Source organism: Micromonospora sp. NPDC002389, from assembly GCF_040296095.1.
In the GTDB taxonomy this organism is placed as follows: Bacteria; Actinomycetota; Actinomycetes; order Mycobacteriales; family Micromonosporaceae; genus Micromonospora.
In genome coordinates this window covers 117,011-142,546 of sequence record NZ_JBEOWP010000001.1, presented here as the reverse complement: position 1 = coordinate 142,546, position 25,536 = coordinate 117,011, and the positions used below count along the sequence as shown (strand labels likewise).

The window sequence follows — 25,536 nt, the reverse complement described above, 5'->3', positions numbered from 1 at the left end:
GGTCACGATATGTGGGGAGAAAGGTTGTCAAGCTCAGTAATTGGTTCAGAAGGCGCTAAAGGTGCGTATCGGACAAAAGGGTGGTGCGGGGTGGCCCGTGCACGGGCGAGGGGCCCGACCGGTGATACCCGGCGGGCCCCTCGGGGTGGAACACGATGTCGCGGCGGTCGCGGACCGCCCTGGTCTTAGCCGGTGGCCTGCTGGAGCTTCCGGAGCTCGTTGATCTCCTTCTGCTGCGCCAGCTTCATGGCCTCGGCCATCCGGACCACCTCGGGCCGGTCGGACGTCTTGAGCAGCCCGTCGACCATGTGGATCCCGCCGAGATGGTGCTTGATGATCAGATCCATGAAGAGGCGGTCGACCTCGGCGCCCTGGGCCTCGTGGAGCTGGGCGATCTGCTCCCGGGTGGCCATGCCGGGCATCAGCCCGTCCGCGTCCGCCCGTACGCCGTCCGGCATCCACTCCATCGCCGGTCGGGTGCCGGTGGGCAGCAGGTCCCACTCCTGCAACCAGCGCTGCATGTGACCGATCTGCGCCTGCTGGGTCAGCGCCATGTCGTACCCCATCTGCCGGATCGCCGGATCCTGCCCCTTGGCGTACGCCACCATGGCCATCTCCACCGCCTGCGCGTGGTGCCGGGACATGTCCCGGGCGAAGCCGGCCTCGGCCGACTCCTCACCCGGTGTACGCCCGGCGGCCAGCGTCGCGGCCGTCCAGCCGACGGCGAGCAGCATCAGCGCCGTCAGGGCCAGCGTCAGGTAGCGCAGCGTCCGGGAGGCCGGGCGGGGTGCTGCCCCGCCCGTCTGCTCGGTCACCGGTGGGTCCTGCACGGCGGTCGGCATGTCAGCCGCCCTGCGAGGGCTGCATCTCGCGGGGCTCGGTGCCGGTGCCGGTGGTGTAGTTGCCGGAGGAGCACGGCACACCCGGCTCCATCGAGGCGTTCTGCGCCAGCACGGTGGCGAACTCCTTGAGCCGCGAGTCGCCGGCGTCGTCGACCTTGAGCTGGTAGCCCCACGCCTGGATCGAGACGGGCTTGTCGAGGCCCTCGTAGGGGCTCATGAGCATGAAGTCGTTGCCGCGGACGATGTCGGCCAGCTTCTCCACGTCCGCCTCGGGCAGGTCGGGGCGGTAGGTGAGCCAGACCGCGCCGTGCTCCAGGCTGTGCAGTGCGTGCTCGTTGGCGATCGGCGCCGCGTAGACGTCACCGAGGCAGCGCTGCCAGGTGTTGTTGTGCGGGCCGCCGACCGGCGGGCTGTGCGGGTACTCGATCTTGCCGGCCCGGTGCTCCTGGTTGGAGATGCTCTCCGGGTCGCTCTCCCGGAAGTTGACGATGCCGTCGATCGCCGCGGCCTTGTCCTGCCACGACTGGCTGCCCTTGAAGGTCGCCCAGGCGCCGAAGCCGATGATCGAGGTGGCGAGCACGCCCACGGCGACGAAGAGGGCGATCGGCCCCCACGAGCGGCCCTGGCTGACCTTGACCGGGGTGACCGGCTTGCGGGGACCCTTGCCACCGCCGGAGCGGGGGGTCGCCGGCTTCTTGTCGCTGGTCGGCTTGGCGCCGGCGGCCGGCCGACCTGCCGCCGGCTTCTTGCCGGTGCTGACCACGGTCGGGCGGCGCTGCGGGCCGCCCGGGGTGCTGATGCTCATCGTGCCTCGTCAGGTCGGTCGGTCAGAGGAGTTCAGCGGCCCAGCCCCCGATGCCGGGTCGCCGCCGCGGGGACCGAGTCTACCCCCGATAACATGGTTCGGTGACTCCCGCTGAACTCGCCGAAGCCGTCCTGGCCGCCGCTCACGCCGTCTTCGCCGACCGAGGGCTGGACCGCTCCGCGCTGCCGGAGCACACGACGGTCGAGCGTCCCCGCAATCCCGAGCACGGCGACTACGCCGCCACGCTGGCGCTCCAGCTCAGCAAGAAGGTGGGCGTACCGCCCCGTGAGCTGGCCACCGCGCTCGCCACGGAGCTGGGCAGCACGGCGGGGATCAAGTCGGTGGAGATCGCCGGCCCGGGCTTCCTCAACATCCGGCTCGACGCCGCCGCCGCCGGCCAGCTCGCCCGGACCATCGTCGAGGCGGGCGAGGAGTACGGCCGTGGTGACCGGCTCGCCGGTCTGAAGATCAACCTTGAGTTCGTCTCGGCCAACCCGACCGGACCGGTGCACATCGGCGGCGTGCGGTGGGCGGCGGTCGGCGACGCGCTGAGCCGCCTGCTGCGGGCCACCGGCGCCGAGGTCGGTACGGAGTACTACTTCAACGACGCCGGTTCGCAGATCGACCGGTTCGCCCGCTCGCTGCTCGCCGCCGCCCGGGGCGAGGCGGCCCCGGAGGACGGCTACGGCGGGGCGTACATCGCCGAGATCGCCGCCGAGGTCACCAGCCGGCGGCCGGAGGTGGTGTCGCTGGACGAGGCCGCCGCCCAGGAGGTGTTCCGGGTGGAGGGCGTCGCGCTGATGTTCGAGGAGATCAAGTCCTCGCTGCGCGACTTCGGGGTGGAGTTCGACACCTACTTCAACGAGAAGGACCTGCACGACCGGGGTGAGCTGGAGCACGCCCTCACCCGGCTGCGGGAGCAGGGACACGTCTTCGACGCCGACGGCGCGACCTGGCTGCGCACCACCGACTTCGGCGACGACAAGGACCGGGTGCTGCGCAAGTCCAACGGCGAGTGGACGTACTTCGCCGCGGACTGCGCCTACTACCTGGACAAGCGGGAGCGCGGCTTCGACCGCGTCGTGATCATGCTGGGCGCGGACCACCACGGCTACATCGGCCGGATGAAGGCGATGGCCGCCTGCTTCGGCGACGAGCCGGAGCAGACCCTGGAGATCCTCATCGGCCAGATGGTCAACCTGGTCCGCGACGGCGCGCCGGTGCGGATGAGCAAGCGGGCCGGCACCGTGGTCACCCTGGAGGACCTGGTCGACGCGATCGGGGTGGACGCCTCCCGGTACGCGCTGGCCCGCTACTCCAGCGACTCGCCGATCGACATCGACATCGAGCTGTGGACCAGGGCCACCCGTGACAACCCGGTCTACTACGTGCAGTACGTCGCGGCCCGGACGGCGAACGTCGCGCGCAACGCCGCCGAGGTCGGGCTGCCCCGGGGTGACGCCGACTCGTTCCGGCCCGAGCTGCTCGACCACGACAAGGAGAACGAGCTGCTCAAGGCGCTCGCCGAGTTCCCCGCCGTGGTGGCCGCCGCCGCCGAGCTGCGCGAACCGCACCGGGTGGCCCGCTACCTGGAGGACCTGGCTGGGGCGTACCACCGGTTCTACGACAACTGCCGGATCCTGCCCCGGGGTGACGAGGAGGTCACCGACCTGCACCGGGCCCGGCTCTGGCTGAACGACGCCACCCGGGTGGTCATCGCCAACGGCCTGCGCCTGCTCGGCGTCTCGGCCCCCGAGAGGATGTGACCGATGCGCGCTCACGAGGCCGGTGCGCTGCACGGTGACATCGGCAACCGGGGCCCGGCGTGGCTGCGTACCCCGGGCGATGTCAACGCCCTGGTGCCGCGCCTGTGGCCGCGCAACACCCGGCGCGGCGACGGCGGCGCGCTGGTCGTCGCGGGGCTGGACGTCCGCGACGTGGCCGCGCGGTTCGGCACCCCGGTCTACGTGCTGGACGAGGACGACCTGCGGTCGCGCTGCCGCGACTTCCGGGCCGCCTTCCCGGACGAGGACGTCTACTACGCGGGCAAGGCGTTCCTCTGCCGCGCGGTGGTCCGGATGATCGCCGAGGAGGGGCTGTTCCTCGACGTGTGCAGCGGTGGTGAGCTGGCCGTGGCGCTGGCCGCCGGGATGGAGCCCGCGCGGATCGGCTTCCACGGCAACAACAAGTCCGTGGCCGAGCTGACCCGGGCGTTGGACGCCGGGGTGGGCCGGATCATCGTCGACTCGTCCACCGAGATCGACCGGCTCACCGCGCTGGCCCGGGAGCGGGGAATCCGGCCCCGGGTGATGATCCGGGTCACCGTCGGCGTGGAGGCGCACACCCACGAGTTCATCGCCACCGCACACGAGGACCAGAAGTTCGGCTTCTCGCTGGCCGGGGGCGCGGCGAGCGCGGCGGCGCTGCGGATCCTCGACGAGGACGTGCTGGAGCTGCGCGGCCTGCACTCGCACATCGGCTCGCAGATCTTCGACACCAGCGGCTTCGAGGTGTCCGCCCGCCGGGTGCTCTCGCTTCAGGCGCAGATCCGCGACGCCCGTGGGGTGGAGCTGCCGGAGCTGGACCTCGGCGGCGGCTTCGGCATCGCGTACACCACCCAGGACGACCCCTCGACCCCGCACGAGTTGGCCAAGCGGCTGCGCCGGATCGTGGACGCGGAGTGCGCGGCGGAGCGCCTGACGGTGCCGCGCATCTCGATCGAGCCGGGTCGGGCGATCGTCGGCCCGGCCGTGTTCACCCTCTATGAGGTGGGCACCGTGAAGTCCGTGCTGGTCGGCGCCGGCGGTGACGCGGCCGACGGGCACCGGGCCTACGTCAGCGTCGACGGGGGGATGAGCGACAACATCCGGACCGCGCTCTACGACGCCGCGTACTCGGCGACGCTGGCCTCCCGGGCCAGCTCCGCCGGGTCGATGCTCGCCCGCGTGGTGGGAAAGCATTGTGAGTCCGGGGACATCCTGGTGAAGGATGAATTCCTGCCCGCCGACGTGCAGCCCGGAGATCTTGTCGCGGTACCCGGCACCGGTGCCTACTGCCGCAGCATGGCCAGCAACTACAACCACGTGCCGCGCCCCCCGGTGGTCGCGGTGCGGGACGGCCAGGCCCGGCTGATCGTTCGACGGGAGACCGAAGAGGACCTGCTCGCCTTGGATGTGGGATGAATCAACCTGTGCGCCTGGCCCTGCTCGGTTGCGGCACCGTCGGTGCCGAGGTGGTGCGGCTGCTGCACGTGCAGTCGGCCGACCTCGCCGCCCGGATCGGTGCTCCGCTGGAGATCGCCGGCATCGCGGTACGCCGGCTCGGGCGTGACCGTGGTGACCTGCCGGTCGATCCGGCCCTGTTCACCACGGACGCGCTCGGGCTGATCAAGCGCGACGACGTGGACGTGGTCGTCGAGGTGGTCGGCGGCATCGAACCGGCGCGCGGGTGGCTGGTGGAGGCGCTGCGGGCCGGCAAGAGCGTGGTCACCGCCAACAAGGCGCTGCTCGCCGAGGACGGCGGCACGCTGCACGACGCGGCGGCCGAGGGCGGCGCCGACCTCTACTACGAGGCCTCGGTGGCCGGGGCGATCCCGCTGCTGCGCCCGCTGCGCGAGTCGCTGCACGGCGACCGGATCACCCGGGTCACCGGCATCGTCAACGGCACCACCAACTTCATCCTCTCCGCCATGCACGCCACCGGCGCGGGCTTCGCCGAGGCGCTGGAGGAGGCCACCGAGCTGGGGTACGCGGAGGCCGACCCGACCGCCGACGTGGAGGGCTTCGACGCGGCGGCCAAGGCGGCGATCCTCGCCTCGCTGGCGTTCCACACCCGGGTCGGTGCCGACGACGTGCACCGGGAGGGCATCACCGAGGTGACCGCCGCCGACGTGGCCAGCGCGAAGGCGATGGGCTGCACGATCAAGCTGCTCTGCATCGCCGCGCGCGGTGCCGACGGGCAGGGACGCGAGACGGTCAGCGTCCGGGTGCACCCGGCGATGATCCCGCTGAGCCACCCGCTGGCCGGGGTCGGCGACGCGTTCAACGCGGTCTTCGTCGAGGCCGACGCGGCCGGGCAGTTGATGTTCTACGGCCGGGGCGCGGGAGGGTCGCCGACCGCCAGCGCGGTGCTCGGCGACGTGGTCGCGGTGGCCCGCAACCGGCTGGCCGGGGTCCGCGCGGCCAGTGAGTCCGCCTACGCGGACCTGCCGGTGCGGCCGATGGGCGAGGCGCTCACCCGCTACCACATCAGTCTCGACGTGGCCGACCGTCCGGGTGTGCTGGAGGCGGTGGCCGGGGTGTTCGCGCGCCACGACGTCTCGATCGCCACCGTGCGGCAGGGGCCGGCCGGTGGTGGCGCCGGGGGAGCGGGCGAGGCGATCCTGGTCATCGTGACCCATGTGGCACCGGACGCGGCGCTCGCGGCGACCGTCGGCGAACTGCGCGGGCTCGATATCGTCCGTTCGGTGGCGAGCGTGCTGCGGGTCGAGGGGGGCTCGTGAGCGGGCGGCCCGGATGCGGACGGCTCCCGGCCGGTGGTGACCGGTGACGGGTACGAGAGGCGAGGAGAGCGGCATGTGGCGGGGTCTGATCGAGGCGTACCGGGACCGGTTGCCGGTCACCGACGCCACGCCGGTCGTCACGCTGCACGAGGGGAACACGCCGCTGCTGCCCGCGCCGGTGCTCTCCGCGCGGCTCGGCTGCGACGTCTATCTCAAGGTGGAGGGCGCCAACCCGACCGGCTCGTTCAAGGACCGGGGCATGACGATGGCCGTCTCCAAGGCGGTCGAGGCGGGTAACAAGGCGATCATCTGCGCCTCCACCGGCAACACCAGCGCCTCCGCCGCCGCGTACGCGGCCCGCGCCGGGGTGACCTGCGCGGTGCTGGTGCCGCAGGGCAAGATCGCCCTCGGCAAGCTGGCCCAGGCCCTGGTGCACGGCGCGAAGCTGCTCCAGGTCAACGGCAACTTCGACGACTGCCTGGCGCTGGCCGCCAAGCTCGCCCAGGACTACCCGGTGGCGCTGGTCAACTCGGTCAACATCGACCGGCTGCACGGTCAGAAGACGGCCGCGTTCGAGATCGTGGAGGCGCTCGGCGACGCGCCGGACATCCACTGCCTGCCGGTCGGCAACGCCGGCAACATCTCCGCGTACTGGATGGGCTACGTCGAGGACCGCGACGCCGGCAACGCCACCCGCACCCCGAAGATGTACGGCTTCCAGGCCGCCGGTGCCGCGCCGATCGTGACCGGGCAGGTGGTGCCCGAGCCGTCCACGATCGCCACCGCCATCCGGATCGGCAACCCGGCGAGCTGGACGAAGGCGTTGGACGCCCGGGATGCCAGCGGCGGCCTGATCGAGGCGGTCACCGACCGGGAGATCCTGACCGCGTACCGCCTGCTGGCCCGGGAGGTCGGCGTCTTCGTGGAGCTGGGCAGCGCGGCCAGTGTGGCGGGCCTGTTGCAGCAGGCCGCCGCCGGTCGGGTGCCGGCCGGGTCCACCGTGGTCTGCACCGTCACCGGGCACGGCCTCAAGGATCCGGAGTGGGCGATCACCACGGCGCCCGCGCCGGTCACCATCGCCAACGACCCGCTCGCCGCGGCCCGTTCGCTCGACCTCGCCTGAGGCCGCAGAACCGCCCACTTTCTCCTTTATGGGCGTTTTGGCAGCAAAAGCGGCTTCTGGCGGTACAACTGTGGGGTGGCTACCGACCCGGTGGCTGCCGAGGCCCCGCGGGCACCCGGCGCGACAGGCGTCGCGTCCGTCGTCGCCGTGCAGCCACGGACCTCCTACCTGGACCTGCTGCGCGCCGCGGCACTGGCCCGGGTCCTGCTGTACCACGCCACCGGGTGGCTGTGGCTGAGCCTGCTGGTCCCGGCGATGGGCGTCATGTTCGGCGTCGCCGGTGCGTTGCTGGCCGCGTCGCTGGACCGGTACGGCACCCGGGCCGTCGCCCGCCGGATGCGGCGGCTGCTGGTGCCGTTCTGGGCCTTCGGCGCGACGGTGCTGGTGCTGGTCGTCGTCGCCGGTCGCGTGACCGGTACGCCGAGCGGGTTCGGGTTCGGCGACGTCTTCTGGTGGCTGCTGCCGCTGCGGGTGCCGTCGGCGGGCGGGATGTCCTGGGGGTGGGCGTTCACCGTCGGGCTCTGGTACGTCTCGACGTACCTGTGGCTGACCCTGCTCTCACCGCTGCTCCTGCCGCTGTACCGCCGCTGGCCGTGGCCGGTGCTCGCGGCGGCCACCGCCCTGCCGGTGTGCACGTATCTCGCCGGGGTCACCCAGTTCTACTTCGTCGTGTCGTACCTGCCCTGCTGGCTGTTGGGTTTCGCTTACCACGACGGACTGCTGCGGCGGGTGCCGGCCCGCCTCTACCACGGCCTGGTCCTGGTGTTGGCCACCGTCGGTGGCACCTGGGTGCTGCTCGCCGCCACCACGGGTACGCCGAGCGAGCTCAACCACATCCCGGCCGGCTCCACCATCTGGTCGGTGGCCTGGGTCGCGGCGCTGCTGCGGCTGGCTCCCCGCTCGTCCGGCGCCCTCCGCTCGTCCGGGGCGGCCCGGCCGGCGCGGGGCGGCGGGCTGCTGCGCCTGGTCAACGCCCGGGCGCTCACCGTCTATCTGTGGCACATCCCGGCCAGCGCGGCGATCACCGCTCTGCTCATGCCGTGGCTCTCCTTCGACTCCGTCGCCCATGTGGGGCTGCGCCTGGTCGGGATGGTCCTGCTGACCGTCGTCGCGGCGCTGGCCGTCGGGTGGATCGAGGATTTCGCCGCCCGGCGGCGGCCACGGCTGCTGCGGGTGGGCGCCCCGGCGGTGCCACAGTCGACACGCCGAGGTGGTGCGGGCGTGCCGCGTCGGCGGGCCGCCACCGACGGGCTGGTCGAGCCCGTGCCGATCACCGGGCCGATGTCACAGGTCGGGCCGGGGTCGTCGGTCGGGCCTGTGTCGTCGGCTGCGCCGGGGGAGTCGGGCGGGTGACGGCGGTCGGGGTCGAGTGACGCCGACGGTCAGGCCCGGGGCGCGACCGCGCCGGCGATGGTTCGGATGACCAGGCCGAGGGCCTCGTGCCGGGAGACCTCGTGCGAGGCCAGGTAGCTCCAGCCGGCGTACAACTGGGACCAGAGCACGGACTGCACCCACGGCGCGGGCAGCGCCGGGTCGATGCTGCCGTCGGCGTGGCCCCGCGCGATCACGGCGTAGAAGTCGTCGTCGCAGACCTCGGTGCCCCAGACCGGGTCCTCGATGATCGCCGGCTCCGCGAAGACGAGCGAGAGCAGGTCGCCCAGGTCGAAGTACTCCGCGCAGAGGCGGAGCAGCGCCTCGGCGCCGGTGCCGTCGGCCAGGCGAGCGCGTCCGGTGGCCTCGTTCAGCCGGGTCGCACCTTCGGCTGCCACGGCGGCCAGCAGGTCGGAGCGTTCGGCGAAGTAGCGGTGCAGGGTGGTCCGACCGACCTGGGCGGCGGTGGCGATCTCGCCGAGGCTGGCGGCCTGGTGGTGACTGAGCACCTCGATCGCGGCTTGCAGGATGGCCTGCCGGGTCCGCGCCCGGCTGCCGCTCTCGTCGGTGGTCGTCACGCCGGACAGGTTACCAACGTACGGATTCGGAATACTGCTTGCCCGTAGTGGAACAGTGGTGTTCCATTGCGGGGTGACTGTGACCGGCGTACCCATCGCGACCGAACCGGAGCCGACCGCCCCGCGAGCCCGCACCAGGCTGCTGCTGACCTATCTCCGACCGCACTGGCCGGCCATGCTGGTCGGGTTGCTGCTCGGCCTGGTCGCCAACGCGGCCGGGCTGGCCACCCCGCTGGTGACCAAGTGGGTGCTGGACACCCTCGGTGCCGGCGAGTCGCTGGCCCGACCGGTCGCCGTGCTGCTGGTGCTCGTGGTGGTCGGTGCCGCCATCTCGCTGTGGCAGTGGATCCTGATGGGCCGCATCGCCGAGCGGGTGGTGCTCGACGCCCGCACCGGCGTGATCCGCCGCTACTTCGCCGCCCGGATCGACCAGCTCACCCACCGCTCCGGCGGTGAACTGGTCACCCGGGCCACCTCCGACCCCGCGTTGCTGCACCAGGCGTCCGGGAGTCTGGTCGGCCTGACCAACGGTGCGTTGGCGCTGGTCGGGACGCTGGTGCTGATGGGCGCGCTCGACCTGGTGCTGCTCGGCGCCACCATGGTCGCGGTGGTCGTGGTGGCGGTGCTGATGGGACTGCTGCTGCCCTCCATCGGCCGTGCCCAGGAGGCGGCCCAGGAATCGGTCGGGCGGTTCGGCGGGGCCCTGGAAGGCTCACTGCGCGCCATCCGGACGGTCAAGGCCAGCCGCGCCGAACAGCGTCAGACGTCGGCGCTCACCACGCACGCCCGCGACGCCGCCGAGCACGGACTTCGCGCCGCCCGGCGCAGCGCCCTGGTGTGGACGATCTCCTGGACCGGCATCCAGCTCGCGGTCATCGTCATCCTGGGCGTCGGCGCGGCGCGGGCCGAACGCGGCCTGATCGAGGTGTCCACCCTGATCGCGTTCCTGCTCTACGCCTTCGGGCTGATGGGGCCGATCAGCGAGCTGACCCAGAACCTCACCGCCATGCAGGCCGGGATCGCGGCGGCCGGCCGGCTCCGCGAGATCGAGGCGGTGGAGGTCGAACCCGGCTCGTCGCCGACCACCACCACGGCCGCCGCACCGGAGCCCGTACCGGCGGTCGTCACCGCCGGATACCGCGACCCCGCCGGGCCGGTGCTGACGCTGCGCGGCGTCACCGCCCGGTACGCGCCCTCGGCGCCACCCGCCGTGCGGGACATCGACCTGGAGATCCCCCGCGTCGGCCACACCGCGCTGGTCGGGCCCTCGGGGGCCGGCAAGACCACCCTGTTCTCCCTGCTGCTGCGCTTCGTCGAACCGGAGCACGGGGAACTGCTGCTCGACGGCGGTCGGTACGCCGACCACACCCCGGCGCAGATCCGTGGCCGACTGGCCTACGTGGAGCAGGAGGCGCCGGTGGTGCCCGGCACCATCGGGGACAACCTGCGCTTCACCCATCCGGACGCCACCGACGACGAACTGTGGACCGCGCTGCGGGCGGTGAACCTGCACGAGAAGGTGAGCGGGCTGGCGCTCGGGCTGGACACGCCGTTGGCGGCCACCACCGTCTCCGGCGGCGAACGGCAGCGCATCGCGCTGGCGCGGGCGGTGCTGCGTACGCCGGACGTGCTGTTGCTCGACGAGGCCACCTCGCAGGTCGACGGCCTGACCGAGGCGGTGGTGAGCCGGTGCGTCCGGCAGCGGGCCCAGGAAGGGGCGGTGGTGACGATCGCGCACCGACTCTCCACCGTGCTCGACGCCGACCAGATCGTGGTGATGGAGCGGGGACGGATCCGCGCCGTCGGGGACCACGCCACCCTGTTGCGCACCGACGCGCTGTACCGGGACCTGGTGGCGTCGCTGCGGATCGGCACCGCCGAACCGGTGCCCGCCGGGCCCGCCCCGGACACCGACGGGCGGACCGGGTCGGGCACACTGCTCGTGCCCTTCGAACGTCTCCCCCAGGAGTGAGCCACGCCGATGTCGCTGCTCGCCAGATTCAGCCTCGCCAACCGAGGGCTGGTCGCCCTCATCGCGGTGGTGACCACGGCGTTCGGTGCGTACGCCGTGCCGTCGCTGAAGCAGCAACTCCTGCCCTCGTTGGAGTTCCCCGCCGCGTTCATCGTGGCGTCCTACCCCGGTGCCGGTCCCGAGGTCGTCGAGTCCCAGGTGACCGTGCCGATCGAGAACAGCCTGCAAGGCATTCCCGCGCTGGACAGCGTCACCTCCACCTCCCGCGAGGGCCTGAGCACCATCCAGGTGCAGTACGAGTTCGGTACCGACCTGGACGACGTGGTCAACCGGATGCAGACCGCGCTCAACCGCACCCGGCTGCCCGACGAGGTCGAGCCGCAGGTGATCGCGGGCAGCACGGACGACCTGCCGGCCGTGGTGCTGGCCGCCAGCGGCGGTGACGACGAGCGTGCCCTCGCGGCCACGCTGCGGGACACGGTAGTGCCCGAACTGGCGGCCATCGAGGGCGTACGCGGCGTCGAGCTGACCGGCGTCCGCGACGACCTGGTGGTCATCACCCCGGACCCGGCCAAGCTGTCCCGGGCCAACGTGCCGCCGACCGCGATCGGCACCGCGTTGCAGGTCAACGGGGTGTCGGTGCCCGCCGGGGCGGTCCTGGACGGCAATCGGGCGCTGCCGGTGCAGGTGGGCTCGCCACTGACCACGCTGGACGACCTGCGGGCCGTCATCGTCGCGCCGGCGAGAGGCAAGACCGGTCCGGTCCGCCTGGGCGACGTCGCCACCGTCTCCGAGCAACTCGCCCCGGCCACCGCGATCACGCGTACCAACGGTCGGGAGAGCCTGGGCATCACGGTCACCGCCGACCCGGACGGCAACGCGGTGCAGATCTCGCACGCGGTCGCCGACCGGCTCGACGGCCTGCGGGCCGCCTCCGGCGCCGAGCTGACCGTCGTGCTCGACCAGGCCCCGTTCGTGGAGAAGTCGATCAAGACGCTGAGCACCGAGGGTCTGCTGGGCCTGATCATGGCCGTGGTGGTCATCCTGGTGTTCCTGCTGTCGATCCGCTCCACCGTGGTCACTGCGGTCTCCATCCCGCTGTCCGTGGTGGTCGCGCTGCTCGCCCTCTGGATCGGCGACTACTCGCTCAACCTGCTCACCCTCGGCGCGTTGACGGTCGCCGTCGGGCGGGTGGTGGACGACTCGATTGTGGTGCTGGAGAACATCAAACGGCACCTCACATACGGCGGACCGAAGCGGGAGGCGATCCTCACCGCCGTCCGCGAGGTGGCCGGAGCGGTCACCGCCTCCACGCTCACCACGGTCGCCGTCTTCGCGCCGATCGCCCTGGTCGGCGGCTTCGTCGGCCAGCTCTTCGCACCGTTCGCGATCACGGTCACGGTGGCGCTGCTGGCCTCGCTGCTGGTCTCGCTGACGGTGGTGCCGGTGCTCGCGTACTGGTTCCTGAAGCCGGTCACCGGCGCCGACGGGGCAGCCGTGCGCCGCGCCGCCGAGGAGCGGGAACTGCGCAGCCCGTTGCAGCGGGCGTACCTGCCCGTGATCCGGTTCGCCACCGGGCGGCGGGCGTTCCGCTGGGCCACCCTGGCGGCCGGGCTGGTGGTGCTGCTCGGCACGGTCGGCCTGGCCCGGCAGTTGGAGACCAACTTCCTGGACGACTCCGGCCAGGACACCCTGAACATCCGGCAGGAGCTGCCGGTGGGCACCGGGCTGGTCGGCACCGACGCGGCGGCCCGACGGGTCGAGGCGGTGCTGGCGGAGACGCCGGGGGTGCGGTCGTACCAGGTCACCGCCGGTGGCGGCGACTCGCCGTGGGGCGGTGGCGCCGGCAACAACGTGGCCAGTTACGCGCTGCTGCTCGGCGAGGAGACCGACGCCAAGGAGATGCGCGGCATCCTGCGGGACCGCATCGGGGCGCTCGGCGCCGAGGCGGGCGAGATCACCTTCCCGGCGGGCCAGGGCGGGGCGTCCGCCAACGAGCTGGCCGTGGTGGTGCGCGCCGCCGACCCCGAGGCGCTGACCCGGGCCGCCGAGCAGGCCGAGGCGGTGTTGACCCGCCTCGGGGGCGTCGAGGACGTCTCGTCCACCCTCACCGAGCAGGTGCCACGGGTGGAGGTGACCGTCGACCGGACGGCCGCCAGCCGGGCCGGGCTCACCGAGGCTGCGGTCGGCCAGCTCGTCGCGCAGGCGTTCCGGGGTACGCCGCTGGGTCAGGTGAGCCTGGACGACGGTGCGCGCGACGTGGTGCTGCGGCTGTCCGCGCAGCCGCCGACGACCGTGACCGAGCTGCGCGAGATGCGGGTCGGCGCGGTGAAGTTGGACGACATCGCCGAGGTCACCGAGACCACCGGACCACAGCAGGTGCGGCGGATCGACGGTGAGCGCAGTGTCTCGGTGACCGGCACGGTCACCGGCTCCGACCTGGGCGCGATCAGCAGCGAGCTGCAACGCGAACTGGACGCGATCGACGTACCCGGAGCGACCCTGACCATCGGCGGGGTCAGCGCCGAGCAGCGGGACACCTTCGCCGATCTCGGTCTGGCCGTGCTGGCCGCGATCGCGATCGTGTTCCTGATCATGATGGCGACCTTCCGTAGCGTCGTACAGGCGCTGATCCTGCTGGTCTCGATTCCGTTCGCGGCCACCGGCGCGGTCGCCCTGCTGCTGGCCACCGGCACCGCGTTGAGCGTGCCGGCGCTGATCGGCGTGCTCATGCTCGTCGGCATCGTGGTGACCAACGCGATCGTGCTGTTGGACCTGGTCAACCAGTACCGGGCCCAGGGGATGGGCGTCCGGGAGGCGGTGGTCGAGGGTGGACGCCACCGGCTCCGCCCGATCCTGATGACCGCCATCGCGACCATCTTCGCGTTGACGCCGATGGCCTTCGGGCTCACCGGCGAGGGCGGGTTCATCTCCCGACCGCTGGCGATCGTGGTGATCGGCGGCCTGCTCAGCTCCACCCTGCTCACGCTGATCCTGGTGCCCACGCTGTACGCCATGGTGGAGGACACCAAGGCGTCGGTGCGGGGCCGGCGTCGGGGCCGGTCCGGCCCGCCGCCCGAGGACGAGCGACGCGAGGTCGAGCCCGCCGACGCGACCGGCGACGAGCCGGTCGGCGGGGAGGCGGATCCGGCCGCGCCGGCCGCCGAGGAGCGGAAACCGGAGAGCCGACCCGTGCCGGCGGCGCCCTCCGGCGCGCTGATCGAGAACACCGACCAGTTCGAGGTGCTCCGGCTGCCGAAGACCCGCAACTCGCCGTTCCCACCCACCGAGTGAAAGGAGGGGTCCCCTACTAACGCCTCGTGCATAGCAGGGGACCCCTCCTTACATCCGGGTGTCCGCGCCACGACTCACCGGGGGAGGGCGGCCGGGTAGGGTCCGGCTCGTGGCGTCCACCGTCGGGGTCATCACCCGCAACCGGAACTTCCGCAGCCTTTTCCTGGCCCAACTGGTGGTCTTCGGCGCCGACTGGTTCGTGATGGTGCCGCTGCTGGTCCTGTTGCCGCAGCTCACCGGCAGCGGCGTGTGGGGCGCGCTGGTGCTGGCCGTGGACACCGGCATCGTGGCGTTGCTGCTGCCGTACACCGGGACCATCGCCGACCGGTTCGACCGTCGCAAGATCATGATCGCCGCGAACGCGGCCGCGCTGGTCGGCGCCCTGCTCCTGCTCGGCGTACGCGACGCCGACACGGCCTGGCTGGCGATGCTCGGCATCGGCGTGATCGCGGTGGCCAAGGCGTTCTACTCCCCGGCCGCGCAGGCGGCCCTGCCGAACGTGCTCGACCCGGAGGAGTTGGCCGCGGGCAACGCGGTAGCCGGGTCGGCCTGGGGCACCATGACCGTCGTCGGTGCCTCCCTCGGCGGCGTCCTCAGCGCGGCCGCCGGGCCGTACGTCTGCTTCTGGGTCGCCGCCGTCGCGTTGGTGCTCGCCGCGGTGCTGGCCACCCGGATCCGCCGTCCCCTCCAGGCGCCGCGCGAGCGGGACGAGGCGCCGCCGCAGACCTGGGCGGCGATCCGTGAGGCGTTGGGCTACATCGCGCACCGCCCCCGGGTGCTGGCCCTGGTGACGGTGAAGTCGGCGGTCGGCCTGGGCAACGGCGTGCTGACCGTCTTCCCGCTGCTGGCCGGGGTGTACGGGGTCGGCGCGCTCGGCACCGGCCTGCTGTTCGCGGTACGCGGCGCGGGCGCACTGGTCGGCCCGATCCTGATGCGTCGGGTGCTGACCAACCGGGCCTGGTTGCTGCCCGGACTGGCACTGTCCATGTCGGCGTACGGACTGGCCTATCTGGGCACCTCGGTGGTGCCCTGGTTCCCGCTGGTGCTGGTGCTGGTGTTCGTGGCGCACTTCGCCGGCGGCAGCAACTGGGTGATGTCGAACTTCGCGTTGCAGGGTGAGGTGCCGGACCGGTTGCGGGGTCGGGTGTTCGCCACCGACATGATGCTGGCGACGCTGGCGATCTCGGTCAGCCAACTCGCGGTCGCCTCGGTGGTGGACGTGGTGGACGAACGGATCGTGCTGGCCAGTTGCGGCCTGGTGACTTTGGCGTACGCGATCGGCTGGCGGGTGGCCACCCGACGACTCTCGCTCGCCGCCGTGGCGCCGACCGTCGCCGAGACCGGGACTCGGTAGAACCGCCCCGCTAGCGGGTGACGGTGGGCGGTCGGTACGGGTCCGCCGAAGGTCCGTACGGGTCGGCTGGCGGCTGGTAGGCGTCCACCGGAGGTTGGTAAGCGTCGGCCGGCGACGCGTCCCAGGCTGCGGGGGCGTCCGGTCCGGTCGGGCCCGGTGCCGGGCCGCTCCGCCGGCCGGCCAACGCGGCCGCGATCAGCAGCCCGAACCCGGCCGGGAGGAGCAGCGCGTGGATCACTCCGACCACCAGGGACAGCGCGCCGAAACGGGCGGGACCCTCGGCGGCCACCCAGGGCAGGGCGACCGACCACGCGGTGCTGAACAGCGTGAGGACCAGGAGGACGGCGAGCCCGGCCAGCAGCAGGCGGCGGACCGCCTCCGACAGCCGACCCCGGGAGGAGGCCGCCAGTACGCCGCCGGTGATCAGCACCGCCAGCGTCGGCAGCTCCATCGCCACCTGCACCAGCAGATACCTGAAGTCGTACACGCAGTCCTCCCGAAGCCGTCGGTCTGGGCAGACTAGGACCTGTCGGCAAGCGTGCTCAGGCGGTAGCTGCGTCCCAGGGGACGGGCGGCGTGCCGGACGTCGTCGTTGGGGCCCTAGCATGGGCGGCGTGCCGACCACATTCGCCGCCGGCCCGGTCCGGGTCCGGGTCCCCGCCACCAGTGCGAACCTGGGTCCCGGCTTCGACGCCCTGGGCCTCGCCCTCGCGCTCTACGACGACGTCGCCGCCGAGGTGACGGCGGGTGGCGTGACCGTCTCGGTGGCCGGTGAAGGCGCCGACGACCTGCCGGCCGACGACGGGCACCTGGTGGTACGCGCCATGCGGGCGACCTTCGACGAACTCGGCGGCCAGCCGTCCGGGTTGGCGTTGGAGTGTGTCAACCGGATCCCGCAGGCACGTGGGCTCGGTTCCTCCTCGGCGGCGATCGTGGCCGGCGTGCTGTTGGCCCGGGCCCTGGTGGTCGACGGGGAGCAGCGGCTCGACGACGACGCCGCGCTGCGGCTGGCCGCCCGGATCGAGGGGCATCCGGACAACGTCGCGCCCTGTCTGCTCGGCGGGTTCACGCTGGCCTGGACGGAGTCCGCCGGTGCGCGGGCGGTGACGTTGCCGGTGGCCGAGGGCGTACGCCCGACGGTGCTGGTGCCGACCGAGCGCGGGCTGACCGCCTCCGCGCGGGCGGCGCTACCGGCGACCGTGCCGCACGCTGACGCCGCGCTCACCGCCGGGCGGGCGGCGCTGCTGGTGCACGCGTTGACCACCGCGCCGGATCTGTTGCTGCCGGCCACCGTCGACCGACTGCACCAGGGTTATCGCGCACCGTCGATGCCGGGTACGGCCGCAGTGGTCGACAAGTTGCGTGCGGCCGGTGTGGCCGCCGTGGTCAGTGGGGCCGGACCAACCGTGCTCGCTCTGTCTGAGCTGCCGGAAGGCTTCGACGCGGGAACAGAATGGCAGGTTCTGCAGTTGCCGATAGACGTGCCCGGCGCGCAGGTCGAGCAGGGTAGACTCGGACACGCGGAGCGGGACCCTGTTGCCGCAGGTCGGAAGAGTTGATTACGCTCTAGACTTAGCACAGCCGCGAAGCATGCGATCTCCTGCGGGTCGGCGCACCCCCGAAGCTCTCGGCGGTAAGCCCGTCACCCCTGCTTAGGCATACGCCGCACCGCAGTCTTCACTGGTCGCCGCAGACGGCGAAACCCGCTCTCCGGCTTCCTGGAGGGTCGGGCGACCGACCGGCTGCTGTGTCACAGACTCCCGCGAAGCGTCATGCGAGGCGGGTGCACCGAGGCCGCCCGGCCACCTGTTAGTCGATTCCGGGCAGTCCCGGCCTTATCGAGGGAAGGAATCCATTGAGCGACACCACCGACGTGACGTCGGATGTTTCCAACGTCGCTGGCGATGCCACCACCGCTGCCCCTGCCCGGCGTCGGCGCAGCGGCACCGGCCTGTCGGCGATGCTGCTGCCGGAGCTGCAGAGCCTGGCCGCGTCGCTCGGCATCTCGGGTACGGCTCGTATGCGCAAGGGCGAGCTGATCAGCGCGATCTCCGAGCGCCAGGGCAGCGCCGCCGGGGCCCCTCGACCACGGGCCGAGGTCGCGGCGGCCGCCGCACCGGTCCGCGAGGAGGTCCACGCGGAGGTTCGCGACGCGGGTGAGCGGCCGGAGGCCGAGCGCCGCGCCGAGCAACCGGCGGCGAGCGTCGAGACCGAGGGCCGGAGCCGGACCCGGCGCAGCCGGGCCACCGCTGCTGCGGAGCCCCGGACCGAGGAGCCCCGCACCGAGGAGCCCGCCGCCGAGACCGGCGAGCGCACCGAGGGCCGGTCCGGCCGTGAGCGTGGTGCCGACCGTGCCGAGCGTGCGGAGCGGGGCGACCGTGCCGAGCGGGGCGAACGTCCCGAGCGCGCGGAGCGGGGCGAGCGCGCCGAGCGCGGTGCCGACCGTGCCGAGAAGACCGACCGTGCCGAGCGCGGCGAGCGTGGTGCCGACCGCGCCGAGCGTGCGGAGCGGGGCGACCGTGGCGACCGTACCGAGCGGGGCGAGCGCACTGAGCGCACCGAGCGGGGTGACCGGGGCGAGCGCAGCGACCGCAGCGACCGCAGCGACCGTGGTGACCGCAACGACCGGGGTGACCGGGGCGAGCGCGGGCAGCGGGCCGACCGCGACAACGACGGTGACGACGACGAGGGCGGCGGTCGGCGTAGCCGGCGCAGCCGCTTCCGGGACCGTCGACGCGGTCGTGGCGACCGTAACGAGGGCGGTGGCGGCGACAGCGGCGGTCGCGAGCCGCAGGTCGGCGAGGACGACGTGCTCGTCCCGGTGGCCGGCATCGTCGACGTGCTCGACAACTACGCCTTCGTCCGGACCACCGGCTACCTGGCCGGCGCGAACGACGTGTACGTGTCGATGTCCCAGATCAAGAAGTACGGGCTGCGGCGCGGTGACGCGATCACCGGTGCGGTCCGCGCGGCACGCGACGGCGAGCAGCGGCGGGACAAGTACAACCCGCTGGTCCGGCTGGACAGCATCAACGGGATGGAGCCGGACGAGGCCAAGCGTCGGCCGGAGTTCTACAAGCTCACCCCGCTGTACCCGCAGGAGCGGTTGCGGCTGGAGACCGAGCCGCACATCCTCACCACCCGGGTGATCGACCTGGTCATGCCGATCGGCAAGGGCCAGCGGGCGCTGATCGTCTCGCCGCCGAAGGCGGGTAAGACGATGGTGCTCCAGGCGATCGCGAACGCGATCACGCACAACAACCCGGAGTGCCACCTGATGGTGGTGCTGGTGGACGAGCGGCCCGAAGAGGTCACCGACATGCAGCGGTCGGTGAAGGGCGAGGTCATCGCGGCCACGTTCGACCGCCCGCCGCAGGACCACACCACCGTCGCCGAGCTGGCGATCGAGCGGGCCAAGCGCCTGGTCGAGCTGGGTCACGACGTGGTCGTTCTGCTCGACTCGGTGACCCGGCTCGGCCGGTCGTACAACCTGGCGGCGCCGGCCAGCGGCCGGATCATGTCGGGTGGTATCGACTCCACCGCGCTGTACCCGCCGAAGCGGTTCCTCGGCGCGGCCCGGAACATCGAGAACGGCGGCTCGCTGACCATCCTCGCCACCGCGCTGGTGGAGACCGGTTCGATGGCGGACACGGTCATCTTCGAGGAGTTCAAGGGCACCGGTAACGCGGAGCTGAAGCTGGACCGGAAGATCGCCGACAAGCGGACCTTCCCGGCCATCGACATCCACCCGTCCGGTACGCGCAAGGAGGAGATCCTGCTCGCGCCGGAGGAGCTGGCCATCGTGCACAAGCTCCGCAAGGTGCTGCACTCGCTGGACTCGCAGGCGGCACTCGACCTCCTGCTGGACCGGCTCAAGCAGTCCCGCACCAACATCGAGTTCCTGATGCAGATCGCCAAGTCGACGCCGGGGGAGTGACCTCCACCGGGTGAGACCTACGTCGAAGGGGCGCGGCCGATCCGGTCGCGCCCCTTCGACGTACCGCCGGAGGGTCTCTCTGCCGCCACGCCGGACCCACGCGCCTCTCCTGTGCCGCCTTTGCTCTGCTTCAACCGGCGCATCGGTTCGGGCGTCTCCGCCGCGTGGGGTGAAGCAGAGCAAAGGGCGGCGGGTGGTAGCCGACCCGCCGGCATGTTCGGCGGGTCGGAATGCGCCAGCCCGTGCGGGGAATGCGCAGAGCGGGTCCGGCGTTGACCTGGCCGACCAGCCGGTACGGCCCGCTTCGCGGGTCGGCTGGGCCCCATGGCAGACTGGTCAATCGGCCACCGGTTCCGGTTCACGCCCCGATCGTGCGCACTGGCGCGCGAGGGCGACCCGGCGACCTAGACGAGAGGACCGAGGCGAGATGAAGTCCAACATCCACCCGGAGTACGTGACCACGAACGTCACCTGCTCCTGCGGCAACTCCTTCACCACCCGCAGCACCGCGAAGGGCGGCTCGATCCACGTCGAGACGTGCAGCGCCTGCCACCCGTTCTACACGGGCAAGCAGCGCGTCCTGGACACCGCGGGCCGGGTCGCGAAGTTCCAGCAGAAGTACGCCAAGGTTCAGGCCAAGAAGGCCAAGTAGCTCCTGGTCCGACGCCCGCGTCCGGTTTCTCCCGGACGCGGGCGTCGTCCGTCTGTCGTCCGGTCTCCCCGCCGTCCAAGGAGCGATCCGCAGCATGAGCAGCGAGCGCCTGGCCGCCCTCCTCGACGAGTACGCCGAGCTGGAGAAGCGTCTGGCCGACCCCGCCATCCACGCCGACCAGGGCACCGCCCGTCGGGTCGGCCGCCGGTACGCCGAGCTGGTGCCGCTGCACAAGGCCGCCGGGGAGCTGGAGCAGGCCCGGGCCGACCTCACCGCGGCCCGGGAGCTGGCCGCCGAGGACGCGTCGTTCGCGGCGGAGGCGGAGACGATCGCGTCGACGCTGCCGGCCCTGGAGGAACGCCTGGCCGAGCTGCTCATCCCGCGCGACCCGCACGACGCCAAGGACGTCATCGTCGAGATCAAGGCCGGCGAGGGCGGCGAGGAGTCCGCGCTGTTCGCCGGTGACCTGCTGCGGATGTACACCCGGTACGCGGAGCGGCGGGGCTGGCTCACCGAGGTGATCGACGCGCAGGACTCGGACCTCGGCGGGGTCAAGGACGTCTCGCTGGCGATCAAGACCAAGGGTGTGCCCGACGGAGGCCACGGCGTCTGGTCGCGGCTCAAGTGGGAGGGCGGCGTGCACCGGGTGCAGCGGGTGCCGGTGACCGAGTCGCAGGGGCGGATCCACACCAGCGCGGCCGGCGTCCTGGTGCTGCCGGAGGCCGAGGAGGTCGACGTCACCATCGACCCGAACGAGCTGCGGATCGACGTCTTCCGGTCGTCCGGTCCCGGTGGCCAGTCGGTCAACACCACCGACTCGGCGGTGCGGATCACCCACCTACCGACCGGCATCGTGGTCTCCTGCCAGAACGAGAAGTCCCAGTTGCAGAACCGGGAGCAGGCCCTGCGGATCCTGCGCGCCCGGCTGCTGGCCGCCGCGCAGGAGCAGGCCGACGCCGCCGCCTCGGACGCGCGCAAGGCGCAGGTCCGTACGGTGGACCGCTCGGAGCGGATCCGCACCTACAACTTCCCGCAGAACCGGATCACCGACCACCGCATCGGCTACACGGCGTACAACCTGGATCTGGCGTTGGCCGGCGACCTGGACGGCGTGCTCGACGCGCTCAGCGAGGCGGACCGCGCCGCCCGCCTGGCCGGCGACCCGGAGCTGGCCCGCCGCTGACGCCGCTCAGGCGGTACGCGGCCGGGCCTTGGCCTGCAACATCTCGCGGTCGGCGGCCTCGAAGGCGGCGCCGAGCGCGTCCCGTTGCCCCGGCCCGGCAGTGCCCACCTCGGCGAAGCCGATGCTGACGCCGACCGGCGTGCCGGGCACCAGCGACTCCCAGTCCTCGGTCCGGATCGCGGCGTCGATCCGACGCGCCACCTCGGCGGCCTCGGACATTCCGGCACCGGCCAGCACCACCACGAACTCGTCGCCGCCGTAGCGGGCCACGAAGTCGCCCCGGCGCATCACCCGGTTGATCACTCCGGCGACCCGCTGGAGGACCAGGTCGCCCGAGTGGTGGCCGTGCCGGGTGTTGACCGCCTTGAAGCCGTCCAGGTCGCAGACGCCGATCACCACGCGCTCGCCCCGGGCGACCACCGAGGCGATGTACCGCTCCAGCCGGCGCCGGTTGGGCAGCCCGGTCAGCGGGTCGGTCAGCGCCTCGCCCTCGAACCGCGCGGCCTCGCGGCGCATCTCCTCGTGGTCGATCCGGGCGGCGATGCCGTCGATGTAGACGTCGCGGAGCCGGTCGTGCCGTTGCGCGGCGAGCCGGAAGGCCAGCCGGTCGGCGCGGTGCGCCGCCGCGTGGTCACCGGCGCGGGCCAGCGCGATGCTGCGCAGCCGGGCCGGTTCGGCCGCCCCGAGCGTCTCGGCGGAGACCTGGACGGCGTCGAGTCGGGTGACCGCCTCGATCGGCCGGCCGGCCGCCACGGCGAGGCAGGCATGGCCGAGCTGGCGCATGTCGCGGGCCCGGGCACTGTCCGCGCCGTGGCCGAGCAACCGGGCCGGGTCGGCGCCGGCGGGGGAGTCGAACTCGTCGCCGAGGGCGGCCCGACGGGCCGCCGCGTAGCCGTACGCGGCCAGGCTGCTCGGCCGCAGTCGGTCGGCGCGACCGGCGGTGACGAACCGGTCGAGGTCGGTGGCGACGTCCCGCAGCACCCGCAGGCAGCCGTCGCTGTCGCCGGTGTGGTCCAGGGCGACCGCGTTGCGCAGTCGGATCCCGGGGGCGGCGAACGTCTCCTCCGGGATGCCGGCGGCGGTGCCGAGCTGGCGGGCCCGTTCGATCGCGCCGAGCGCGTAGCCGTGAAAGCTGAGGTAGGAGTACGCCATCGCCAGGTCGTGCCAGCCCCAGGCGGTGTCGCGGTCCGGGTCGTCGACCGCGCCCAGCGCCCGGGCGGCCTTCACCAGGTGCGTCACGCAGCGGTCCAGCGCGCCCTGGTGGTGGGCGGCCAGCGCGGCCAGCGCGTTGAGATGGCCGTGCAGGTACGGCTCGGCGAGGTCGCGTACGGCGGCGGACGCCTCCTCGATCGCCCGGGTGTACTCCGCCGTGCGACCGAGATTGATCAACGCGGAGAGCCGCTGGACGAGCGCGTCGGCGCGGACCCGGGAGTCGCTGCTGGTGCACAGCACCCGGTCCAGGATTGCGGACGCCTCGACCGAGCGGCTCACCTCCTGCAACGCCCGCGCCTTCGTCAGGGCGTCAACCTGGTCATCGACCCGGTCGAGCCAGCCCACCCGCGACCTCCCGTCGGTGTGTCGCCGGATGCACCCGCTTATGCACGTGCACCGCGACGACTCATGATTATTGCGTGACCTCCGTGCCGCAACACCCGTCCGAAGGGACGAGACGAGAGCGCCCCACCGTCGTGCTGGCGCGGGCCGCCCGGATCCTGGCCGACGCCGGGCTGCCCTCGGCCCGCGCCGAGGCGGAACTCCTGGCCGCGTACGTGCTGGCGGTGCCCCGGGGGCGGCTGGCGCTCGCGGACGGCTTCACCGACGAGCAACGGGCCCGCTTCGAGGCGTTGGTGACCCGGCGTTCCCGGCGGGAGCCACTGCAACACCTCACCGGCAGCACCGGCTTCCGGCATCTGGAGCTGGCCGTCGGGCCGGGTGTCTTCGTGCCCCGTCCGGAGACCGAACTGCTCGCCGGCTGGGGCGTCGAGCGGGCCGCCGAGCGGGCGGCCGACGGGGAGACCCCGGTGGTGGTGGACCTGTGCAGCGGATCGGGTGCGATCGCGTTGTCGGTGGCGCAGGAGGTGCCGGCCGCCCGCGTGGTGGCGGTCGAGCGCGCGCCCGCCGCGGTGACCTGGCTGCGTCGCAACGCGGCGACCCGGGAGGCGGCGGGGGACCGGCCGATCGAGGTGGTGACGGCCGACGTGACCGCACCGGACCTGCTGGCGGGGCTGGTCGGTCGGGTGGACGTGCTGCTCTGCAACCCGCCCTACGTGCCGCTCGCGGTGGCCGTACCGCCGGAGGTGGCCGGGCACGACCCGGCCGAGGCGGTGTTCGGCGGGGACGACGGCCTGACCGTGATCCGTCCGGTGGTGCGGCGGGCGGCGGACCTGCTGCGTCCCGGCGGCGCCGTCGGCGTGGAGCACGACGACACCCACGGCACCTCGGTGCCAGGGCTGCTCGCCGCCGACGGCCGGTACACCGCGATCACCGCCCACCGCGACCTCGCCGGCCGGTCCCGTTTCGCCACCGCGTTCCGTCGCACGGACCACCGGCGACCCGCGACGGGCGACACGTGGCAGACTGGCTCCTCGTGATGCTCTACGACTGCCGGTCCCTCGCCGACCGGGACCGCGGCATCGCTGCGGCCATCGAGGCGGTGCGCAACGGCGAACTGGTCGTCCTGCCGACCGACACCGTGTACGGGGTCGGTGCCGACGCGTTCACGCCGTACGCGGTGAAGGCTCTGGTGGACGCCAAGGGTGGGACGCAGGCGTCGCCACCGGTGCTGATCGGCTCCCGGCACACCCTCGACGGTCTGGTCTACACGCTGCCGCCCGCCGCCCGCGACCTGGTGGAGGCGTTCTGGCCGGGAGCGCTGACCATCCTGGTGAAGCACTCGGCGAGCCTGCGGTGGGACCTGGGCGACGACAGTGGGGTGGTGGCGGTCCGCATGCCACTGCACCCGGTGGCGTTGGAGGTGCTGCGGGAGACCGGCCCGATGGCGGTCGCCTCGGCCAACAAGATCGGCCGTCCGGCGGCGCAGACCGCCGACGAGGCGCGGGAGCAACTGGCGTACTCGGTGCGGGCGTACCTGGAGGCCGGACCGGCCGTCGACCCGGTGCCCAGCACGATCGTGGACCTGACCGGTGAGGTGCCGACGGTGGTCCGGGAGGGCGCCATCGACCTGGCCCGGCTGCGCGACGTGGTGCCGGAACTGGTCGAGAGCCAGGTGGCGTGAATGCCTCCGTTCACCGTCCTGCACGTCTGCATGGGGAACATCTGCCGCTCGCCGATGGCGGAGCGGCTGCTCACCCTCGCGGTGGGTCAGCGGCTGGCCCGGCATGACCTCGACCCCGGCCGGGCCGAGGAACTGCTGTACAGCCACAGCGCGGGCACCGGTGGCTGGCACGCCGGCGAGGAGATGAACCCGCCGGCAGCCCGCCAGGTGACCACCCGGGGCGGCGCGGTGACCGGCTTCGCCGCGCGGAAGCTGCGGTCCGACCACATCGACGCCGCGGACCTGGTCCTGACCGCCACCGCCGACCAGCAGGAGTACGTGGTGGCGCTGCGCCCCGACGCCGCCGCGCGCACCTTCGTGCTGGGCGAGTTCGGTCGGCTGCTGACCGCGCTGGACCGCGACGGGCTGCCCTCGGCCGAGGCCACTCCGGACGCGGTGTACGCCCGGGGCATGGCCGTGGTGGAGGCTGCCAACGTCGCCCGCCAGGGCACGTCCCTGCTGCCCAGCGACGACCTCGACGATCCGTGGGGGCGCGGCGACCAGTGCTTCAGCCGGGTGGCGGACGAGATCGAGGAGACGATCCACCCGCTCGCGGCGATCCTGTTGCCCTGATCGGTGAACTTCCTCCGGGTTTGAGGAAAACCAGGGTGCAAAGGGTGGTTAACGCCATTCTGGGAGGGTCCTGACGG

The 25,536-nt window shown here is 72.7% G+C and carries 20 protein-coding genes; 15 read left to right on the top strand and 5 right to left on the bottom strand.

What is annotated here, in order from left to right; genetic code table 11:
* Nucleotides 1-185 precede the first annotated feature (185 nt).
* Entirely contained in the window at nt 186-815 is a 630-nt protein-coding gene (locus ABT008_RS00635) for a DUF305 domain-containing protein (RefSeq protein ID WP_350692465.1), read from the bottom strand.
* A 28-nt stretch (nt 816-843) separates the two neighbouring features.
* Nucleotides 844-1,647, bottom strand: a complete 804-nt coding sequence (locus ABT008_RS00630) for a thioredoxin-like domain-containing protein (RefSeq protein ID WP_350692464.1) — start codon at nt 1,645-1,647, stop codon at nt 844-846.
* 101 nt (nt 1,648-1,748) lie between these two features.
* Here ABT008_RS00630 and argS point away from each other — a divergent pair, with 101 nt between their 5' ends.
* From argS to ABT008_RS00605, 5 genes are all read left to right on the top strand, one after another.
* Entirely contained in the window at nt 1,749-3,413 is a 1,665-nt protein-coding gene (gene argS, locus ABT008_RS00625) for an arginine--tRNA ligase (RefSeq protein WP_350692462.1), read from the top strand.
* Nucleotides 3,414-3,416: 3 nt separating this feature from the next.
* On the top strand, nt 3,417-4,829 hold the full coding sequence (lysA, locus tag ABT008_RS00620) for a diaminopimelate decarboxylase (protein ID WP_350692461.1): 1,413 nt from the start codon (nt 3,417-3,419) through the stop codon (nt 4,827-4,829).
* Nucleotides 4,830-4,837: 8 nt separating this feature from the next.
* Nucleotides 4,838-6,148 (top strand): homoserine dehydrogenase, encoded by a 1,311-nt coding sequence (locus ABT008_RS00615; RefSeq protein WP_350693145.1) that lies wholly within the window; start codon nt 4,838-4,840, stop codon nt 6,146-6,148.
* A 73-nt stretch (nt 6,149-6,221) separates the two neighbouring features.
* Nucleotides 6,222-7,271, top strand: coding sequence for a threonine synthase (gene thrC / locus ABT008_RS00610; protein ID WP_350693143.1), 1,050 nt, complete (start codon nt 6,222-6,224; stop codon nt 7,269-7,271).
* A gap of 147 nt (nt 7,272-7,418) precedes the next feature.
* Entirely contained in the window at nt 7,419-8,624 is a 1,206-nt protein-coding gene (locus ABT008_RS00605; protein WP_350692459.1) for an acyltransferase family protein, read from the top strand.
* Nucleotides 8,625-8,653: 29 nt separating this feature from the next.
* On the opposite strand, the gene ABT008_RS00600 is transcribed toward ABT008_RS00605, so the two are convergent.
* Entirely contained in the window at nt 8,654-9,220 is a 567-nt protein-coding gene (locus ABT008_RS00600) for a TetR/AcrR family transcriptional regulator (RefSeq protein ID WP_350692457.1), read from the bottom strand.
* A 73-nt stretch (nt 9,221-9,293) separates the two neighbouring features.
* Here ABT008_RS00600 and ABT008_RS00595 point away from each other — a divergent pair, with 73 nt between their 5' ends.
* The 3 genes from ABT008_RS00595 to ABT008_RS00585 all read left to right on the top strand — a co-directional run bounded on the left by ABT008_RS00595 (nt 9,294) and on the right by ABT008_RS00585 (nt 15,840).
* The gene (locus tag ABT008_RS00595; RefSeq protein WP_350692456.1) at nt 9,294-11,192 is read left to right on the top strand and encodes an ABC transporter ATP-binding protein; all 1,899 of its coding nucleotides are present in this window, start codon (nt 9,294-9,296) and stop codon (nt 11,190-11,192) included.
* 9 nt (nt 11,193-11,201) lie between these two features.
* The gene (locus ABT008_RS00590) at nt 11,202-14,486 is read left to right on the top strand and encodes an efflux RND transporter permease subunit (RefSeq protein WP_350692454.1); all 3,285 of its coding nucleotides are present in this window, start codon (nt 11,202-11,204) and stop codon (nt 14,484-14,486) included.
* 109 nt (nt 14,487-14,595) lie between these two features.
* Nucleotides 14,596-15,840, top strand: coding sequence for an MFS transporter (locus ABT008_RS00585; protein WP_350692453.1), 1,245 nt, complete (start codon nt 14,596-14,598; stop codon nt 15,838-15,840).
* 10 nt (nt 15,841-15,850) lie between these two features.
* On the opposite strand, the gene ABT008_RS00580 is transcribed toward ABT008_RS00585, so the two are convergent.
* Nucleotides 15,851-16,327 (bottom strand): hypothetical protein, encoded by a 477-nt coding sequence (locus tag ABT008_RS00580; RefSeq protein WP_350692451.1) that lies wholly within the window; start codon nt 16,325-16,327, stop codon nt 15,851-15,853.
* A gap of 127 nt (nt 16,328-16,454) precedes the next feature.
* Here ABT008_RS00580 and thrB point away from each other — a divergent pair, with 127 nt between their 5' ends.
* The 4 genes from thrB (at nt 16,455) to prfA (ending at nt 21,612) form a co-directional block, all read left to right on the top strand.
* On the top strand, nt 16,455-17,399 hold the full coding sequence (gene thrB, locus ABT008_RS00575) for a homoserine kinase (RefSeq protein ID WP_502890308.1): 945 nt from the start codon (nt 16,455-16,457) through the stop codon (nt 17,397-17,399).
* A 296-nt stretch (nt 17,400-17,695) separates the two neighbouring features.
* Nucleotides 17,696-19,777: a transcription termination factor Rho gene (rho, locus tag ABT008_RS00570; RefSeq protein ID WP_350692448.1), complete on the top strand. Its 2,082-nt coding sequence runs from the start codon at nt 17,696-17,698 to the stop codon at nt 19,775-19,777.
* A gap of 427 nt (nt 19,778-20,204) precedes the next feature.
* On the top strand, nt 20,205-20,429 hold the full coding sequence (gene rpmE, locus ABT008_RS00565) for a 50S ribosomal protein L31 (protein WP_350692447.1): 225 nt from the start codon (nt 20,205-20,207) through the stop codon (nt 20,427-20,429).
* A 94-nt stretch (nt 20,430-20,523) separates the two neighbouring features.
* Complete coding sequence (gene prfA, locus ABT008_RS00560; protein ID WP_350692446.1) at nt 20,524-21,612, top strand: peptide chain release factor 1; 1,089 nt, start codon at nt 20,524-20,526, stop codon at nt 21,610-21,612.
* 6 nt (nt 21,613-21,618) lie between these two features.
* Here the strand turns inward: prfA and ABT008_RS00555 are convergent, their stop codons facing one another.
* Complete coding sequence (locus ABT008_RS00555) at nt 21,619-23,169, bottom strand: GGDEF domain-containing protein (RefSeq protein WP_350692444.1); 1,551 nt, start codon at nt 23,167-23,169, stop codon at nt 21,619-21,621.
* Nucleotides 23,170-23,252: 83 nt separating this feature from the next.
* Here ABT008_RS00555 and prmC point away from each other — a divergent pair, with 83 nt between their 5' ends.
* The 3 genes from prmC to ABT008_RS00540 are packed head-to-tail and all read left to right on the top strand — an operon-like array spanning nt 23,253 to nt 25,459.
* A complete protein-coding gene (prmC, locus tag ABT008_RS00550) occupies nt 23,253-24,203 on the top strand; it encodes a peptide chain release factor N(5)-glutamine methyltransferase (RefSeq protein WP_350693142.1) in 951 nt (316 codons plus the stop codon).
* The gene (locus tag ABT008_RS00545) at nt 24,203-24,847 is read left to right on the top strand and encodes an L-threonylcarbamoyladenylate synthase (protein WP_350693141.1); all 645 of its coding nucleotides are present in this window, start codon (nt 24,203-24,205) and stop codon (nt 24,845-24,847) included. The genes prmC and ABT008_RS00545 overlap by 1 nt, the downstream gene beginning before the upstream one ends.
* Nucleotides 24,848-25,459, top strand: a complete 612-nt coding sequence (locus ABT008_RS00540; RefSeq protein ID WP_350692442.1) for an arsenate reductase/protein-tyrosine-phosphatase family protein — start codon at nt 24,848-24,850, stop codon at nt 25,457-25,459.
* The last annotated feature ends 77 nt before the right edge of the window (nt 25,460-25,536 follow it).